General features: G+C 64.3%; 14 protein-coding genes and 1 pseudogene. 3 read left to right on the top strand and 12 right to left on the bottom strand.

Annotated features, from left to right (window positions below):
• The 7 genes and pseudogenes from VR74_RS13445 to VR74_RS13415 form a co-directional block, all read right to left on the bottom strand.
• Window positions 1-223: pseudogene (locus VR74_RS13445) on the bottom strand (NUDIX hydrolase); the annotation flags it as partial.
• A complete protein-coding gene (gene rnr / locus VR74_RS13440; RefSeq protein WP_045697624.1) occupies window positions 220-2,502 on the bottom strand; it encodes a ribonuclease R in 2,283 nt (760 codons plus the stop codon). The pseudogene VR74_RS13445 and the gene rnr, both read right to left, overlap by 4 nt.
• Window positions 2,499-3,218: a M90 family metallopeptidase gene (locus tag VR74_RS21070; RefSeq protein WP_299950523.1), complete on the bottom strand. Its 720-nt coding sequence runs from the start codon at window positions 3,216-3,218 to the stop codon at window positions 2,499-2,501. Before VR74_RS21070 ends, rnr begins: the two co-directional genes overlap by 4 nt.
• A 51-nt stretch (window positions 3,219-3,269) precedes the next feature.
• Window positions 3,270-3,806, bottom strand: coding sequence for a M23 family metallopeptidase (locus tag VR74_RS21065; protein ID WP_299950520.1), 537 nt, complete (start codon window positions 3,804-3,806; stop codon window positions 3,270-3,272).
• 187 nt (window positions 3,807-3,993) lie between these two features.
• Window positions 3,994-6,576 carry a type I DNA topoisomerase gene (gene topA / locus VR74_RS13425; protein ID WP_045697622.1) on the bottom strand — a complete coding sequence of 861 codons (2,583 nt, stop codon included), beginning with the start codon at window positions 6,574-6,576 and terminating at the stop codon, window positions 3,994-3,996.
• Between the two features lie 67 nt (window positions 6,577-6,643).
• On the bottom strand, window positions 6,644-7,768 hold the full coding sequence (lptG, locus tag VR74_RS13420; protein ID WP_045697620.1) for an LPS export ABC transporter permease LptG: 1,125 nt from the start codon (window positions 7,766-7,768) through the stop codon (window positions 6,644-6,646).
• Window positions 7,765-8,907, bottom strand: a complete 1,143-nt coding sequence (locus VR74_RS13415) for an LptF/LptG family permease (protein ID WP_045697618.1) — start codon at window positions 8,905-8,907, stop codon at window positions 7,765-7,767. The genes lptG and VR74_RS13415 overlap by 4 nt, the downstream gene beginning before the upstream one ends.
• 121 nt (window positions 8,908-9,028) lie before the next feature.
• Between VR74_RS13415 and VR74_RS13410 the strand changes: the two genes are divergently transcribed.
• The gene (locus tag VR74_RS13410) at window positions 9,029-10,495 is read left to right on the top strand and encodes a leucyl aminopeptidase (RefSeq protein ID WP_045697617.1); all 1,467 of its coding nucleotides are present in this window, start codon (window positions 9,029-9,031) and stop codon (window positions 10,493-10,495) included.
• A gap of 159 nt (window positions 10,496-10,654) precedes the next feature.
• A complete protein-coding gene (locus VR74_RS13405) occupies window positions 10,655-11,140 on the top strand; it encodes a DNA polymerase III subunit chi (protein WP_045697614.1) in 486 nt (161 codons plus the stop codon).
• On the opposite strand, the gene VR74_RS13400 is transcribed toward VR74_RS13405, so the two are convergent.
• Window positions 11,137-11,472, bottom strand: a complete 336-nt coding sequence (locus VR74_RS13400) for a zinc ribbon domain-containing protein YjdM (RefSeq protein ID WP_045697612.1) — start codon at window positions 11,470-11,472, stop codon at window positions 11,137-11,139. The genes VR74_RS13405 and VR74_RS13400 overlap by 4 nt on opposite strands.
• Before the next feature lie 145 nt (window positions 11,473-11,617).
• Between VR74_RS13400 and ndk the strand changes: the two genes are divergently transcribed.
• Window positions 11,618-12,040, top strand: a complete 423-nt coding sequence (gene ndk / locus VR74_RS13395) for a nucleoside-diphosphate kinase (RefSeq protein ID WP_045697611.1) — start codon at window positions 11,618-11,620, stop codon at window positions 12,038-12,040.
• 185 nt (window positions 12,041-12,225) lie between these two features.
• Here the strand turns inward: ndk and VR74_RS13390 are convergent, their stop codons facing one another.
• The 4 genes from VR74_RS13390 to VR74_RS13375 all read right to left on the bottom strand — a co-directional run bounded on the left by VR74_RS13390 (window position 12,226) and on the right by VR74_RS13375 (window position 15,567).
• Window positions 12,226-12,690: a rhodanese-like domain-containing protein gene (locus VR74_RS13390; protein ID WP_299950517.1), complete on the bottom strand. Its 465-nt coding sequence runs from the start codon at window positions 12,688-12,690 to the stop codon at window positions 12,226-12,228.
• A 138-nt stretch (window positions 12,691-12,828) separates the two neighbouring features.
• Window positions 12,829-13,773: an alpha/beta hydrolase gene (locus VR74_RS13385; protein WP_045697609.1), complete on the bottom strand. Its 945-nt coding sequence runs from the start codon at window positions 13,771-13,773 to the stop codon at window positions 12,829-12,831.
• 121 nt (window positions 13,774-13,894) lie between these two features.
• Entirely contained in the window at window positions 13,895-14,752 is an 858-nt protein-coding gene (locus tag VR74_RS13380) for a formate/nitrite transporter family protein (protein WP_045697608.1), read from the bottom strand.
• Between the two features lie 386 nt (window positions 14,753-15,138).
• On the bottom strand, window positions 15,139-15,567 hold the full coding sequence (locus VR74_RS13375; protein WP_045697606.1) for a GNAT family N-acetyltransferase: 429 nt from the start codon (window positions 15,565-15,567) through the stop codon (window positions 15,139-15,141).
• Window positions 15,568-15,692: the final 125 nt, after the last annotated feature.

Raw genomic sequence — 15,692 nt, 5'->3', positions numbered from 1 at the left:
CGTGCGGGTCCACCCGGCCGCCGGGGAACACGTACTTGTCCGGCATGAAGCTGTGCCCGCCGGAGCGCTTGCCGAGCAGGACGCGCGGCGCGGGGCCGTCGCGGCGGACCAGGATCAGCGTGGCGGCATCCTTCGGACGTGGGCTGGGCTGGCTGGTCAGGACGACGTCGCCATCATCCTCCTTGTCATAGGCAGATTTCAGACCCGGCAGGCGCGTGTTCATCTCTTTGGTCCCTTGGCGCGGCTTGTTCTCTTGTGCTTGGGGAGCGTCTTCTTGTTGAACTTTGGCTTGCCGGAACGCGGCGGTCCACCCTTACGGCGGGGAACGTGGCCAAGATCCATGTTGCGCCGCTGTTCCTTGCGACCTTCCGGAGCGGGCATCGGATCGGACAGCATCTGCAGCAGCAGGCCGCCCTGCAGGGGCGTGACTTCCTTCAGCTTGACCCGGACGGTCTGGCCGAGGCTGTAGGTTTCGCCGCTGCCGCGGGCATAGAGCGCCATAGCGGCTTCGTCCTGGACCCAGTAATCGTTCGAGATCGAGGAGATCGGGATGAATCCGTCAGCGCCGATGCCGGCGAGCTGGACGAACAGGCCGGACCCGGTGACGCCGGTAATGCGGCCCTCGAATTCGGCGCCGACGCGGTCTTTCAGGAAGATCGCGAGATAGCGGTCAGTGGCTTCGCGCTCGGCAGCCATCGAGCGGCGCTCTGTATCGGAAATGTGCTGGGCGGTCTGTTCCAGCTGCGAGGCGGCTTCCTTGCTGAGGCCGTCGGGGCCGAGCTTCAGCGACGAGATCAGGGCGCGGTGGACGATCGTGTCGGCATAGCGGCGGATCGGCGAGGTGAAGTGCGCATAGCGCACGAGGTTGAGGCCGAAATGGCCAAGGTTTTCCTCGCTATAGATGGCCTGGGCCTGTGTGCGCAGGATCATCTGGGTGACCATCTGGTCGTATTCGCCGTCCTTCAGTTCGCCGATCAGCTTGTTGAACCTGTGCGTCTGGGGCCGTTCACCGATCGACCATTTCAGTTCGATGGTCTGCAGGAATTCGGCAAAGGCCGCGATCTTGGCATCGGTCGGCGTGTCGTGGACGCGGTAGATGAGCGGGCTTTTCTGGCGCTCCAGCGTTTCGGCCGCGGCGACATTGGCCTGGATCATCATTTCCTCGATCAGGCGGTGGGCCTCGAGGCGTTCCTTGGTGTAGATGCCGTCAATCTCGCCATTTTCCTTGAACTGGATACGGCGCTCGGGAAGGTCGAGATCGAGCGGTGCGCGCTTGTCGCGCGCCTTGGCGAGGGCGGCATAGGCGCCCCATAGCGGCTTGAGCACGTCTTCCAGCAATTCGCCGGCCTTGCCGCCGGGCTTGCCGTCAATGGCGGCCTGGGCCTCCTCGTAGGACAGCTTGGCAGCCGATTTCATCATGCCGCGAATGAAGCGGTGGGAACGTTTGTGGCCATCGGTGCCGAAGATCATCTCGACGGCCAGCGTGCGGCGCAGTTCGCCTTCCTTCAGCGAGCATTCGTCGGCCGATAGCTCGAAGGGCAGCATGGGCACGACGCGGTCGGGGAAATAGGTGGAGTTGCCGCGCTTGAGCGCTTCCTTGTCGAGGGGCGAGCCCTCGGTGACATAGGCAGCGACATCGGCAATCGCGACGATCACGCGCCAGCCATCATCCAGCTTTTCGGCATAGACGGCATCATCATGGTCGCGCGCATCGTGCGGGTCGATGGTGATGAGGGGGATCTGGGTGAGGTCTTCGCGTTCGCTGGGTGCCGGGTTCGGGTTGCGCGCCTGTTCGAGGGCGGCTTCCGGGAATTCGGTGGGGATGTCGTGGGCATGGATGGCGAGGAGGCTGGCCGAGCGCGGATCGGAAATGTGGCCGATGATCTCGGTGATCTCGCCAAGCGCCGGGCCATAATGGCGCCGGCCCTGGGGCTTGGGTTCGGCGATCACGAGGTCGCCATCCTTGGCGCCGAGCGTGTCGGCGTCCTGGATCACGAATTCGCGGCGTTCCTTGCGGCTGGCGGGCGAGACCTTGCCGCCGCGCGGGCCGGTGGAATAGAGGCCGATCAGGCGGTCGGAGAGGCGTTTTTCAAAGATCGTGATGGAACGGGCGCGCCATTCGCCGTCGCGTTCGCTGATCTTGCAGAGGGCCCGGTCGCCGATTCCGGGGGCTTTCGCCTTCGGCTTGCCCGACGGGCCGGCATAGATGATGTCGGGACCGAACGGGCCATTGTCGCCGATGGACTTGCCGATCAGGTCGCCCTGCTTGTCGACATGGGTGAACTCGACGACGCCGGTGGGCGGCGGCCGGTCGGCCTGGGCCCAGGCGCGTTTGCCGGTACGCTCAAGCGCGCCTTCGGCTTCGAGTTCCTTGAGGATGGCGCGCAGAACATTGCGTTCCTCGCCCTTGACCCGGAGGCCCTTGGCGATGGCTTGCTTCGTGGTGGCGGTGGGGTTGTCCCGAATGTAATCGAGGACAGTCTGTTTATCTGGAAATGTCATGTGTGTGGATATAGGGGATTCTCAAAGGAAAGGCTTGTGGGAAATGCCTGCGCGCCGTCCTCGTAGAAATGGGCCAGCTGTGCGTAGACACGGGGAAAATGGTACCGCAGCATGTCCGGTTGCTCGAAATAGGCTTCCGTTGTGCATGCGAAAAATTCGGCGTGACTTGTCGCAGCGGCGGGATCGATGGGCGTTGGGACGCCATAGTCCAGTCGTGCGCAGAGGACGTCGCGTTCCTCCTCCATCACTTTGGCCCATGTGGCGTGGCATTGGGTGGAAAGCAAGGCCGGTGTGCTGTTGGCGCGCATATTGTGGCTGTCTAGCCGGTGGGCGAATTCGTGCATCACGCGTGTGATGCCTGCGGCGGATGTGGCGCCATCCTGACTGATTTCGGCCCAGTCGATGTCTATGTGGCCCCACCGGAACTGGCGTGCCTTGCCGCCCGGCCGCGGATCAATGCCGTTGGCATGGATGACGATGCGCAGGCCGATATGGAAGCGGTCCTGCTGCCGGTTCAGCAAGAGGAGGCAGGCATGGGATGCAACCCTGAGGGGAGCTTCCGGCGTGGGATCCTTCACGCTGGCATCGCGGAATTCGACATCGTGCAGGAATTGCCGGACGAGCCGGTTCAGCCTTTTCTGCCGCGATAACGACAGTTTTTCCACGAGCGGGAGGACCGCCCTGATCTGAGTGCCGAGTTGTGCTTGTCCGCCCATCAAGCGGGGCTATACAATCACTGGATTAAAAAGTCTCCTAGAAAGAGAAATTTACCGGATTGTATCTTCCAGGGCTAGGGGGTCGACGGGCGTCAGCGCGAACGATCCCGCCTGCTGGCCCCATGTGCCGGTGAGGATTTCGTAGTGTAGGTGGCGGGGGATGCGGTAGGCCGCCGTGTTGCCCATCACGCCGATGATCTGGCCGGCGGCGACCGTTTCGCCTTCGGAAAAGCCCGTGGGCCGTGCGAGATGGGCGTAGCGGGTGAAGACGCCGTGGCCATGGTCGATGACCAGCATGTTGCCGTAATCGGGGCGGTAATGCGCCTCGCGGACCGTACCGTCGCCCGCCGCAAAGATGGCCACGGGATCGCGATTGTAGAGGTCGATGCCGGCATGGGCCTGGCCATTGCGGGCGCCGAAGCCGGAGGAGAAGCAGGCCCGTTCGACCGGGGCGCGGGCGAGGGTGACCCCATTGACCCGGGTGGTGGCGGTGTAGCCGATAATATGCAGGGCGAGGTCCGCGTGCGGGGCGTTGGCGATGCCGAGCCGGGGGCAGAGCGACAGGGTGACGGGGAAGTCGTAGATCACGGGCAGGGCTGGCCGGGGCGCAGGCGCGGGCGCGATGACCTCTTCCGTGAGGGGCGGCAGCGACGGCGGGCCCTGCAGCGCAAGGATCCAGGCCACGCAGGCCGCGATGGCCGCATAGGGGAAGATCTGGCGGGGCGAGAGGCGCATCGCGTGACGTCCATGCCGGGCCTTGCGGGCCCGGCCCGGATCAGTCGGCCTTCTTCGCGGCGGGCTTTTTCTTTGCGGCCGGTTTCTTCTTGGCGGCGGCCTTTTTCGGAGCGGCCTTCTTCTTGGCGGGCGCAGCTGCGGCGCGGGCGTTTACCAATTCCACGGCCTGTTCGAGCGTGATCGTCTCGGGCGCGATCTCTTTCGGGATCGTGGCGTTGACCTTGCCATGCTTCACGTAAGGCCCGTAGCGGCCGGCGAAGACCTGGACGGGCTCGCCATCGGCATGGTTGCCGAGTTCCTTCAGCGGTGTGGCGCCGCCGCGGCCACGGCCCGGATTGGCCTTCTTGTCCTCGATCAGCGCCACGGCGCGGTTGAGGCCGATGGAGAAGACGTCCGCCGGGTCTTTCAGGTTCGCATAGGTCTTGCCGTGCTGGACGTAGGGGCCGAAACGGCCGAAATTGGCGAGGATCATCTCGTTGTCTTCCGGGTGGCGGCCGACTTCGCGCGGCAGCATGAGCAGCTCCACGGCGCGGTCGAGGGTCAGATCCTCCGGCTTTTCCTTCTCGGCCTTGGTGAGCGAGGCGCGTTTCGGCTTCTCGCCATTCGCCATCTCGACATAGGGGCCGAAGCGGCCGGTCTTGAGATAGATCATCTCGCCGGTTTCCGGGTGGATGCCGATCTCGTTGCCATCGGGATTGATCGCAGCGGCGGCGTCGCCATCGGCGCTGAACTGGCGGGTGAACTTGCAGTCAGGGTGGCGCGAGCAGCCGACGAAGGCGCCGAACCGGCCGAGCTTCATGGACAGTTCGCCCTCCTTGCAGAGCGGGCACTGGCGCGGGTTTTCGACCGGGTTGCCGTCGGCATCGGTGCGCGGGAAGACATAGGCGCCGAGCGTCTCGTTGAGGGCGTCGAGCACGGCGGAGACGCGCAGGTCCTTGGTGCCGTCAATGTCGGCGGCGAACTGTTTCCAGAACTCGTGCAGGAAGGCCTTCCAGTCGAGCTTGCCGTCGGAAATGACGTCGAGTTTTTCCTCGAGACCGGCGGTGAAATCATATTCCACATAGCGGGCGAAGAAGTTTTCGAGGAAGGCGGTGACGAGACGGCCCTTGTCTTCCGGGATCAGGGCCTTGCCCTCGATGCGGACATAGCCGCGGTCTTCCAGCGTCGACATGGTGGACGCATAGGTGGAAGGACGGCCGATGCCGAGCTCTTCGAGGCGCTTGACGAGGCTGGCCTCGGTATAGCGCGGGGGCGGCTGGGTGAAGGACTGGTTGGCGTCGGCCTTCAACAGGTCTGCATGCTGGCCCTGGTCCATCTTGGGCAGGCGGCCTTCGGCATCGTCATCATCGTCGCCGGCATCATGGCCTTCGGTATAGAGCTTGATGTAGCCGTCAAACACGAGGACCTGGCCGGTGGCGCGCAGCTGGGCGCGCTGGTCTTTCGACAGGAGGTCGATCGTGGTGCGCTCGAACAGGGCGGTTTCCATCTGGCTGGCGACGGCGCGGCGCCAGATCAGGGTGTAGAGCCGCTTCAGGTCGCCGTCGCCGTGATAGTCTTCCGGGCGCAGGTTGAAATCTGTCGGGCGGACGGCCTCGTGGGCCTCCTGCGCGTTCTTGGCCTTTGAGGAATAACGGCGGGTATTTTCCGGCAGGTAGCGGGCGCCATAGTTCGACTGGATCATGCTGCGCGCAGCGGCATAGGCCTCTTCGGCCATGTTGACGCCATCGGTTCGCATATAGGTGATGCGGCCTTCCTCATACAGTTTCTGGGCGGCCTGCATGGTGCGCTTGGCGCCGAAGCCGAGCTTGCGGGAGGCCTCCTGTTGCAGGGTGGAGGTGATGAAGGGCGGCGGCGGGTTGCGCCTGACTGGCTTGGCCTCGACGCTGGAGACCGTATAGCCGCCGGTCTTGACGATTTCGAGCGCCTTGTCGGCGTCGCCCTTGTTGCCGAGGGTGAACTTTTTCAACGTGTCGCCATCCAGGGCGTGGAGGCGGGCCTCGAAATCGGTGCCATCGGGGGCGCGCAGTGTGGCGGCGATGTTCCAGTATTCCTGCGGGCGGAACAGTTCGATCTCGTTCTCGCGGTCGCAGACGATGCGCAGGGCCACGGACTGCACGCGGCCGGCCGAGCGGCTGCCGGGCAGCTTGCGCCAGAGGACGGGCGAGAGATTGAAGCCGACAAGATAGTCCAGCGCGCGTCGGGCGAGATAGGCGTCGACCAGTTCCTGGTCGATCTGGCGCGGGTGTTCCATCGCCGTGGTGACCGCATTCTTGGTGATCGCGTTGAAGACGACGCGCTCGACATGCACGTCCTTCTTGAGGGCGCGGCGCTTCTTGAGAGCCTCGACCAGGTGCCAGGAAATGGCCTCGCCTTCGCGGTCCGGGTCGGTCGCGAGGATCAGCGTGTCGGAGTCCTTCAGGGCATTCACGATGTCCGTGATCCGCTTGGCGGACTTGGAATCGGCCTCCCAGACCATCTCGAAATCATTCTCGGGATCGACCGAGCCATTCTTGGACGGCAGGTCGCGGATGTGTCCGTAGGAGGCCAGAACCTTGTAGTCCTTGCCGAGGTATTTGTTGATCGTTTTAGCCTTTGCGGGCGACTCGACGACGACAAGTTTCATGGGGGCACCTCTTTAAGGGCGGGAGTGATGGGGTGCGCGGGCGCTATATGTCAAGGCCGGAACTGGATCAGCCATCTTCCCGGTAGGCGAGCCAGGTGAGCGTGCCGAAGAGCACGAACAAGGGGGGGCTCCAGGCCGCAACAACTGGCGGTGCAGCGCCTGTGGCCCCGAGACTCGACGAGAATTGCGTGAAAAAGTAGAGGCCGACGGCCAGCAACGAGCCGATGGCGAGAAGCTGCGACGTGCCGCCAAGACGTGACAGGCGCAGGCAGACAATCGCGCCGATCAGGCCCATGGCCACGAACAAAGCAGGGGTCGCCATCAATGTGTTCCAGCGCATCGTGTAGCGCGAGGCATCAAGGCCGGCTGCCCGTGTCTGGCTGACAAAGCGCGGCAGGTTCCAGAAGCCGATCGTATTGGGCGAGGCGAACTTGTCGAGCAGGGTGACGGCGTCGAGCGATGTCGGGATGGCGAGGTTCGGCTTGCGCTCGGGCGGCAGGTTCGGGACGTTCTCCACAACGTTCTCGAGCTGCCAGAAACCATTGCGCAGGTAGGCGCGGTCGGCGTCGATGCGGCGGACGAAGACATAGTCATTGGTTGGCTGGCTGCCGGCAAAGAGGCGTTCTTCCTCGATCAGCTTCACGTCGATCAGCACGATGCCGCCGTCTTCCACCCGCTTGGCATGGATGACGATCTGGCTGGTATCGTCACCCTGGCGCAGCCAGACGCCGGTATCGGAGACCGTCATGGTCTGCCGGCCTTCATTCAGGAGGCGGGCCCGTTCAAGCTCGAAGGTTTCCGTCAGCCGGGCGGCGAAGGGGTTGAGGACCGTGGTGGTCAGGATGCCCAGCACCAGCGCCATCACGATGACGGGGGCGAGGAAGCGCCAGGCCGAGATGCCGCTGGCGCGGATGATGGAGAGTTCCGAACGCCTGTTGAGGCGCGTGAAGGCCAGCATGGACGCGACAAGAATGGCGAAGGGCAGGGTCTGCTCGACGATCTGCGGCAGTTTCATCAGCGACAGGCGCAGGGCGCCGGCGAGGCTGAGCTTCACGTCGCCGCCGACCGTTCGCAATTGTTCCACCACGTCGATCATCAGGATGGCCAGCAGCAGGACGCCCAGCACGAGCGCGAGGCCGGTCAGGCATTCGCGCAGGATGTAGCGCTGGATGCGGGAGAAGGTGAAGGTCATGCTGGCACCGGATCGGCGGGCCGGAGGCGGCGGCTGTCAGGCGGCTCTACCCGGCCAATCTTGCGGCCGCGATGGAAATAGATGTAGCCGACCCCGCTGATGACGCTGACCGGCAGCAGCCATTGCAGGATGTTTAGTGCGGGATCGCCCGCGGCGGCCGATTGCAGTGCGAGCTGCACGATGAGCACTGTGATGGCGCCGGCGGAGGCAATCGCAATGCGCTTGCCATAGCCCTTGCGGCTGAAATCGCCGCCGAGGACGGCGAAGACCGCGATCATGGCCATAACGATGTTCAGGAGGGGCGTGGTCAGGCGGGCATGGGCCTCGGCGAGCAGGCTGTCGGCTTCCTTGGCTTCGAAATAGTTCGACCGGTCAACGAAGACGAGTTCGTGGAGGTATTTGTCGGATGCCTTGAGGACGAGGTCTGAGTCTTCCTTCATGAAATCGGTGAGGTCGAACATGTACTGGTCGAATTCGAGGATCGAGAGCTGCTGATTGTCATCCAGCTGCTGGCTGATCGCGTCACGCAGGAGGAGGGTGGGGTGGCCCTCGACTTCGACGAGGGCGGCGCTGCGTGCGAGAATGTCGGTCGGGTATTCCGGGTCGGTCATGTCCGAGATGAGGACACCGCGCAGTTCGCCATTGATCAGTTCGCGGGCATAGAAGGTGAGGCGCTCGCCGTTGGAGGTGAACTGGCCGGGGCGGATGAGGGCCGCGGCGAGGTCGGCGCGGGCTTCGGAGACGGTCTCGCGCATGGCGCGCTGGGCCGATGGCTGGACCCAGAGATTGACCGCCAGGTGCGCGATGGCGCACAGGACGGCGAGGCGCATGATCGGCGAGGCGATCTGCCACGGCGTCATGCCGGCCGCCTGGGCCACCACGATCTCGCTGTCCTTGTGGATGCGGTTGAGCGACCAGACGCCCGCCACGAACAGGGCCAGCGGCGTCAGCAGGGCGATGACCTGGGGCGCGCCGAGCATCACGATATAGAAATAGGTCAGGGCCGACTGGCGGTTTTCGAGGATGAGATCGGTGCGCGCGAGGCCTTGCGCGAGCAGTGCGAGCATGGCCAAGCCACCGACGATGACAAGAACGGCGCGCAGCACTTCATAGAAAAGATAGGTCTGGACTTTGCTCATTCGCTCAAGTGGACAATAAATTCCGGTATTTTGCCCGGTATGGGGCTTGCTTTTTTCTTAGCTAACGAGTTGCGCTGCGCCCGTCGACGTTTAGTTTCCGTCACAAATGGAGAATACACACATGAAGATTTCTTTCGCCGACGCCGCAAAGGCCGATATCGTTGCTTTCATCATCGATGAGGGCGAGGGCCTGCCGACCGCAGCGGCGGCTCTGGACGCGGCGTCTGGCGGCCTGCTGACCGAGGCGCTTTCGGGCGCGCGCTTTGACGGCAAGAAGGACCAGCAGGCGGTTGTCGTGCTGCCAAAAGGCGCCGAAGCGCGCCGGGCCGTGCTGATCGGCGGCGGCAAGGTGAAGAAGCGCGATGCGCGCGTCTGGGAGTCGATTGGCGCCTGTCTGGTGAAATCGCATGCCTGTGGCGGGTTCAAGTCACTGGCCGTGCATGCCGGCTCTGCCGGGGATGCGGCGCTCGTGGCGCTCGGCGCGAAGCTGGCTGCCTATCGATTCGATAGCTATTTCACGAAGCTGAAGGCCGACCAGAAGCCGAGCCTGACCTCTGTGACGCTGGTGGTGGACGATGCCAAGGCCGCCAAGGCGGCGTTCGCGCCGCTGGAGGCCGCTTCGGAAGGAACGAACCTTGCGCGCGACCTGGTCAACATGCCGCCGAACGACCTGTATCCGGCGAGCTTTGCCGCGAAACTGAAGGACCTGTCGGAATTCGGCGTCGAGGTGGAAATCCTCGGCGAGAAGGAGATGAAGAAGCTGGGCATGGGCGCGCTGCTGGGCGTCGGCCAGGGGTCGCGCCGGGAAAGCCAGCTGGGCGTGATGAAATGGAATGGCGGCAAGCCGGGCGAGGATCCGGTGATCCTGGTCGGCAAGGGCGTCTGCTTCGACACCGGCGGCATCTCGCTGAAACCGGGACCGGGCATGGAAGAGATGCGCGGCGACATGGGCGGCGCGGCGGCGGTGACCGGGGCGATGCGCGCGCTGGCGGCCCGCAAGGCGAAGGTCAACGTCGTGGGCCTTGTCGGCCTGGTCGAGAACATGCCGGACGGCGATGCGATCCGCCCCGGCGACATCCTGAAATCCGCCTCCGGCCAGACCATCGAAGTGCAGAACACGGACGCCGAAGGCCGCCTCGTGCTGTGCGACGTGCTCTGGTATGCGCAGGAGCATTTCAAGCCGAAGGCGATTGTCGACCTTGCGACGCTGACCGGCGCCATCGTGATCTCGCTGGGCCACCATCATGCCGGTCTGTTCACGGGCAGCGACGACCTGGCCGACGAGCTGACCAAGGCGGGCCTTGCCGAGGGCGAGCGCGTGTGGCGCCTGCCCATGGGGCCGGAATATGACAGCCTGCTGAAATCCAAGTTTGCCGACATGCGCAATATTGGCGGCAAGGCGGCCGGCTCGATCACGGCGGCGCAGTTCCTGAAGCGCTTCGTCAAGGACGGCGTGAAATGGGCGCATATCGATATTGCCGGTGTGGCATGGGTTGAGGGGCACAAGGAGGCGATTGACGTCAGCTGGGCCTCCGGCTTCGGCCCGCGCCTGCTGGACCGCTGGATCGCGCAGAATTACGAGGACTGATGTGAGCCAAGGCGTACACTCCTTATCCTCCCCCCCCCTGCGGGGGAGGTGCCCCGCAGGGGCGGAGGGGCGTTTTGCGTCCGTGGAAGATTCCCCCCCCTCCGAGCTGCTGTGCAGCCCACCACCTCCCCCGCAGGCGGGGGAGGATGAGGGCCGCTGATGTCTGACGCGCCTTCCTCATCCGCCGCCCCCGAATGGTGGTTCTATCATCTCTCCCGCACGACGCTGGAGCAGGCGGCGGCGCCTTTGATGGCGAAATGCCTGGAGGCGGGGTGGCGCGTGCTGGCCGTTTCGCCCAATGCCGAGCGGCGGGCGGCGCTGGACGCCGCGCTATGGACCTATGAGGACAAGAGCTTCCTGCCGCATGGCCAGGCCGAGGCGCCGGGGCTGGACGCCGCGCGCCAGCCGGTGCTGCTGTCAGCCAAGGTGGAGAATGTGAACGGGGCGGCGGCCCTCGTGCTGATGGACGGCGTCACCGTGCCGGTGGACGCGCCCTATACGCGCTGCATGGTGATGTTCGACGATGGCGACAGCGGCGCGCGGACAAAGGCGCGGGCGCAGTTCAAGGCGGCGAAGGATGCCGGCATGGTGACCCGCTATTTCCAGCAGACGCCGAAGGGCGGCTGGAACGAGGCGGGCGTCTAGGCCTTCTTTACGAATTCCGATTTGAGGCCCATCTGGCCGATACCGTCGATCTTGCAGTCGATGTCATGGTCGCCGTCGACGAGGCGGATGTTCTTGACCTTGGTGCCGCGCTTCACGGTGAGGGAGCTGCCTTTCACCTTGAGATCCTTGATGATGGTGACCGTGTCGCCATCGGCGAGCGGGTTGCCGTTGGAATCCTTGATGACCTCCGCGCCGGACTCTGCGGCCTCGCCGGGGGCCCATTCATGGGCGCATTCGGGGCAGACCAGCATGGCACCGTCTTCATAGGTGAATTCGGACTGGCATTTGGGGCAGGGCGGGAGCGTTGTCATGGTGAAACCTTGCGGATTTGAAGCTGTTTGCGCCCTACGCCCTGCGTCCGGTTTGCGCAAGGCGGCGCTCTGTCCTTGCCCCGGCGGGCGGGCGCCGCTATAGGCCGCGCCAGCACTTCAAATCCCACACAACAGGAACCTCCCCATGGCTGTCCAGCGTACATTTTCCATCATCAAGCCTGACGCGACCAACCGCAACCTGACCGGCGCGATCAATGCCGTGATCGAAAAGGCCGGCCTGCGCATCGTCGCCCAGCGCCGCATCCAGATGAGCCAGGCGCAGGCGGAAGAATTCTACGGCGTGCACAAGGCGCGCCCCTTCTTCGGCGAACTGGTGGAATTCATGACCTCTGCGCCGGTTGTGGTGCAGGTTCTGGAAGGCGACGACGCCGTGGCCAAGTACCGCGACGTGATGGGCGCGACCAACCCGGCCGACGCCGCCGAGGGCACGATCCGCAAACTGTTCGCGCTGTCGATTGGCGAGAATTCGGTGCACGGCTCGGACTCCGCCGAGAACGCCGAAATCGAGATCGCGCAATTCTTCACGGACGACCAGATCGTCGGCTAGGGACACGCGGCCGCCTTTCGGGGTGGCATGAGATTTAGAGAAGGGCCCGCCTGAAGGTTGGGCCCTTTTTGGTTTGGGGGGTGCGGGTGGTTTATCGTGGAGGCGGACGTTAACCTGTGGGCGTGCGAGGGGTGGGAACTCACTGGATGCGGGCGGCGGCTATTTGTGACTGTGTCAACGTCAGTCTAATTACCCTTTCGCCCTTCGATGAGCTGGAGCGTGCCGATCTCGTTCTCCAGCGGCCGTCCCGCCCCGGACCAGGTCTCGAAGCCCTGATGGGCCGCGACATTCCGATAGCCTTGAGCGTCCAGCGCCTTCTTCGCGAGCGCCGCGCGATTTCCCGTCTCGCAGTAAATAATGATCTCGGTGTCTGCATCGCGCACCGTCCTGGCAATCTGGAACTCCACCACGCCTCGCGCCATCCATGTGGCGCCGGGGATGTGGCCAAGATTGAATTCGCGCTCCGTGCGCACGTCCAGGAGCAGAAGGTCCGGGTTGGTGGCTTGCCGAGCGGAAATGTAGTCATTATCGACAAAGGCTATGCCATCTTTCGCTGCGGCCGAAACCGCTTCCAGTGTCATCGGTTCGTCCGGGTAGGCCGCGCAACCTGTCGTGGCGAGCACTGCTGCAGCGACCAGGCGTTTAATCATGAATCTTCTCTCCGCGACGCAAATTGCATCTGTTCCAACAGGTTATAGTGTCAATCGCATTATAGCCAGTGCCTCGCGGCGCCGCATCCACCAGGTGTTTGGACAAGTCCTGCCGGGTCCGCCTTTGCGCCATTGCTGTCAGTCGGCCAGCAGGCTTTCGAACTCGCTGCGCAGGCCGGCGTGGTGGCCGAGGAGGAGGTGGCCGCCGTGGTCCAGTGCAAGGAAGCGGCTTTGGGGGATGCGGGCGGCGAGGGTTGATCCGACCGCGAACGGGTTCAGCCGGTCGTCGCGTGCATGCACGATCAGGACTTGGGCGCGGATGGCGTCCAGATTATAGGTGGCTGCCGGGTCGACGGCGGCGCCTTCATTGTTGACCCCGGCGAGGCGGCGCGAGGCGGGGAGGAAGGTGTCGATCAGGTCGCGAACGAACAGCGCCTCTTCGTCTGACAGGCCCTCGCGCAGGTCAGCGCGGGCATCGAAGGCGGCCTCCAGCTGGCGGCGCGCGACCTTTGTGAGCGTCCAGTAGATCACGTCATTGCCGAGCAGTGCCGAATAGGCCCAGGTCGGGATCGGCCGGTCTTCCACTTCGGGCGAAAAGGGCGTGAACGGCGCAGGCGACAGCAGCATCATGCGGTCGGTCCGTTCGGGATACATGGCGGCAAACTGGAGGGACGGGGGCACGCCGCCCGACATGGCGAGGATGCTGACGCGGCCAATGTTCAGCGTATCGAGGAGATCGGCGCAGGCCTCTGCCTGCGCCGCTGTCGAGGGTGTCTCGGGCAGGGCGCTGCCGAGATAGCCGAAGCGTGAGACGGAAATCCATCTGTACCCGTCGCCGCCAATGGCCTGCGCCAGGATGCGGCCCTGATCGAACCCGCCGCCCGCGCCGTGGACGACGAGCACAGGCGGCCCGGTGCCCCAGCTGGCATATTCGATCTGGCCGTGCCGGGTTTCGGCCGTGGACCGCGCCGCCTCCAGCGCGGCGATCCGCTGCCGTGTCTCGGCCAACGCCAGCAGGGCGATCACAAGCATGGCCAGCAGCAGGAGCGCGGCGGCGATGAGGAAGATGCGCAAGACAGTCATGAGCCGGGCCTCCCCTCATCCTCGATCATGGTGCCGGCAAGTGCCGATCGGGCCCGTGAATAGAACGCGGGAGGTGCGGATCTGCAAGGGGCTGATCCGGGTGTGCGTCCCGGCACCGGCGCTAGTGTTTGTCATCTTTCATCTCATTGCTGACCTGGCCCCAGGCGAGGAGGGCGAAGAGGCCCGTTCCGCCGAGTATGTTGCCGAGGAGGGCGGGCAGGAGGTTGACGCCGATCAGCTTGAAGATGTTCGCCTCACCGATGATGGCGAGGAGGAAAAGCTCTGCCGAGCCGACGACGACGTGGGCCATGTCGCCGAGGGCGATGATATAGGTGAAGAAGGCGATGACCCAGAATTCGCTGCCCTCGGCGCTGGGCATCATCCAGACGATGGCAGCGATCAGGAAGCCGGCCGGAATGGCCTTGAGAAATGTTTCCGAAGCGCTCCACCCGGCAACATGGCGGCTGATCTCGACCGCAGAGGCGGTGACGTCCGGTGTCAGGATGCCGCCATAGGCGATGAGCAGGGCGGCCAGGAACGTGCCGATCATGTTCGCCGTGAAGACAGTGATCCAGAGCCGGGACGTGCCGACGAGCGTGCGCCGGCACGGCTTGGCGAGGCTGGGTAGGACGGTTGTGATCGTGTTTTCGGTGAAGAGCTGCATGCGCGACAGTATCACCAGGAGGAAGCCCGCCGTGTAGCCGAAATTCTCGACCAGCGGGCGCCAGGGCGCGTCCGGCAGGTAGGTGCGGAACATGGCTTCGGTCATCAGGGAGAGCGTGATGCCGCCGCCAGCGGCAATGCCGGACCACCAGATGGCGGATTGTGGACGCCTGAGTTCGGATTCGCCCTCCTGGCGTATGATTTCGTAGACGACGCGCGATTTCAGGCGCGTCAGCTCCTTGGCTTCGACCTGTTCCTCGGCGGAGATATGGTCGTCAGTGCCGTCTTCGGGCGGGGCGGTTGGCTGGCTCATCATGGGGATAACAGGTGGCCCGCGATAAGGTTGCGCTTCGATCGTGCGGCGCCGCGCTTAACCAGCACGAAAAGCCGGACGGGCGGGGCCCTCCGGGTTATTGCGTTTAAAGCGAGCGGGGGAAACGGGGCCGCTGGCATTGAGTGTGTTTTGGGCAGACTGGTTGCGACCCGGCTTCCCCCGCTTGCTGCCGCCCGGATGACAACACGGTGCCTGGCAGCAGGGGGAGTATGGCGTGGGGGCAGGTGCGGTCGGAGAGGGGGCGGGGGATGTAGCGTGGGGATTGGGGGGTGAGGGGGGGAGAGGCGCCTTCTGGTACCTGTGCGGGTGGACGCTGGCTGTGGGCAAGTGGGGCGCCACCCGAAAGCGGCGCCCCGGATGTGTCAGCCTTAAGCCGGCGTGAATGCCAGTGTCAGCATTTCCTGCCCGGAGGCTTCATGAACGTATTCACCCACCTGCCTGAAGCCGTATCGGTCATAGAAGACACGGCCGATGGCATTGGCCTTGAAAACGTCCAGCGTTACGGCTCCCCTCTTCGCCACCGCGAAATCCATCATGGCGCGGCCGTGGCCTTGCCCATGGTGCTTGGGCTGGAGGAAGATGGCGCCGACTTCTGCATTGAGCAGCGCGATGAAGCCGATGGGCTTGCCATCGTCTTCCAGCACCCAGATTTCAGCGAACTGTGGATAAATGTTCCTCACATTTTCCGCCTCCGCGTCGAGAAACGGAATGGACAGAAACGGATGGGCGCGTTCGCTGGCAGCACGCCAGATGGACACCACGGCGTCAGCGTCGTGGTCAGTATAGGGCCTGATCATTGTCAGAGACCTCTTTCATGGATTGCGGCCCGGCGAATGCCGGGCGCGTGTTTTGGGATTTTGTGGGTCAAGTCAAAGGGCTCGGCGTGGCGAGGCACGGCGAGACTGATCTTCTGCAACTTATT

This window comes from Hyphomonas sp. BRH_c22, from assembly GCF_000961795.1.
Classification (GTDB): Bacteria; Pseudomonadota; Alphaproteobacteria; order Caulobacterales; family Hyphomonadaceae; genus Hyphomonas.
This window is presented reverse-complemented; position numbering and strand designations above follow the sequence as displayed.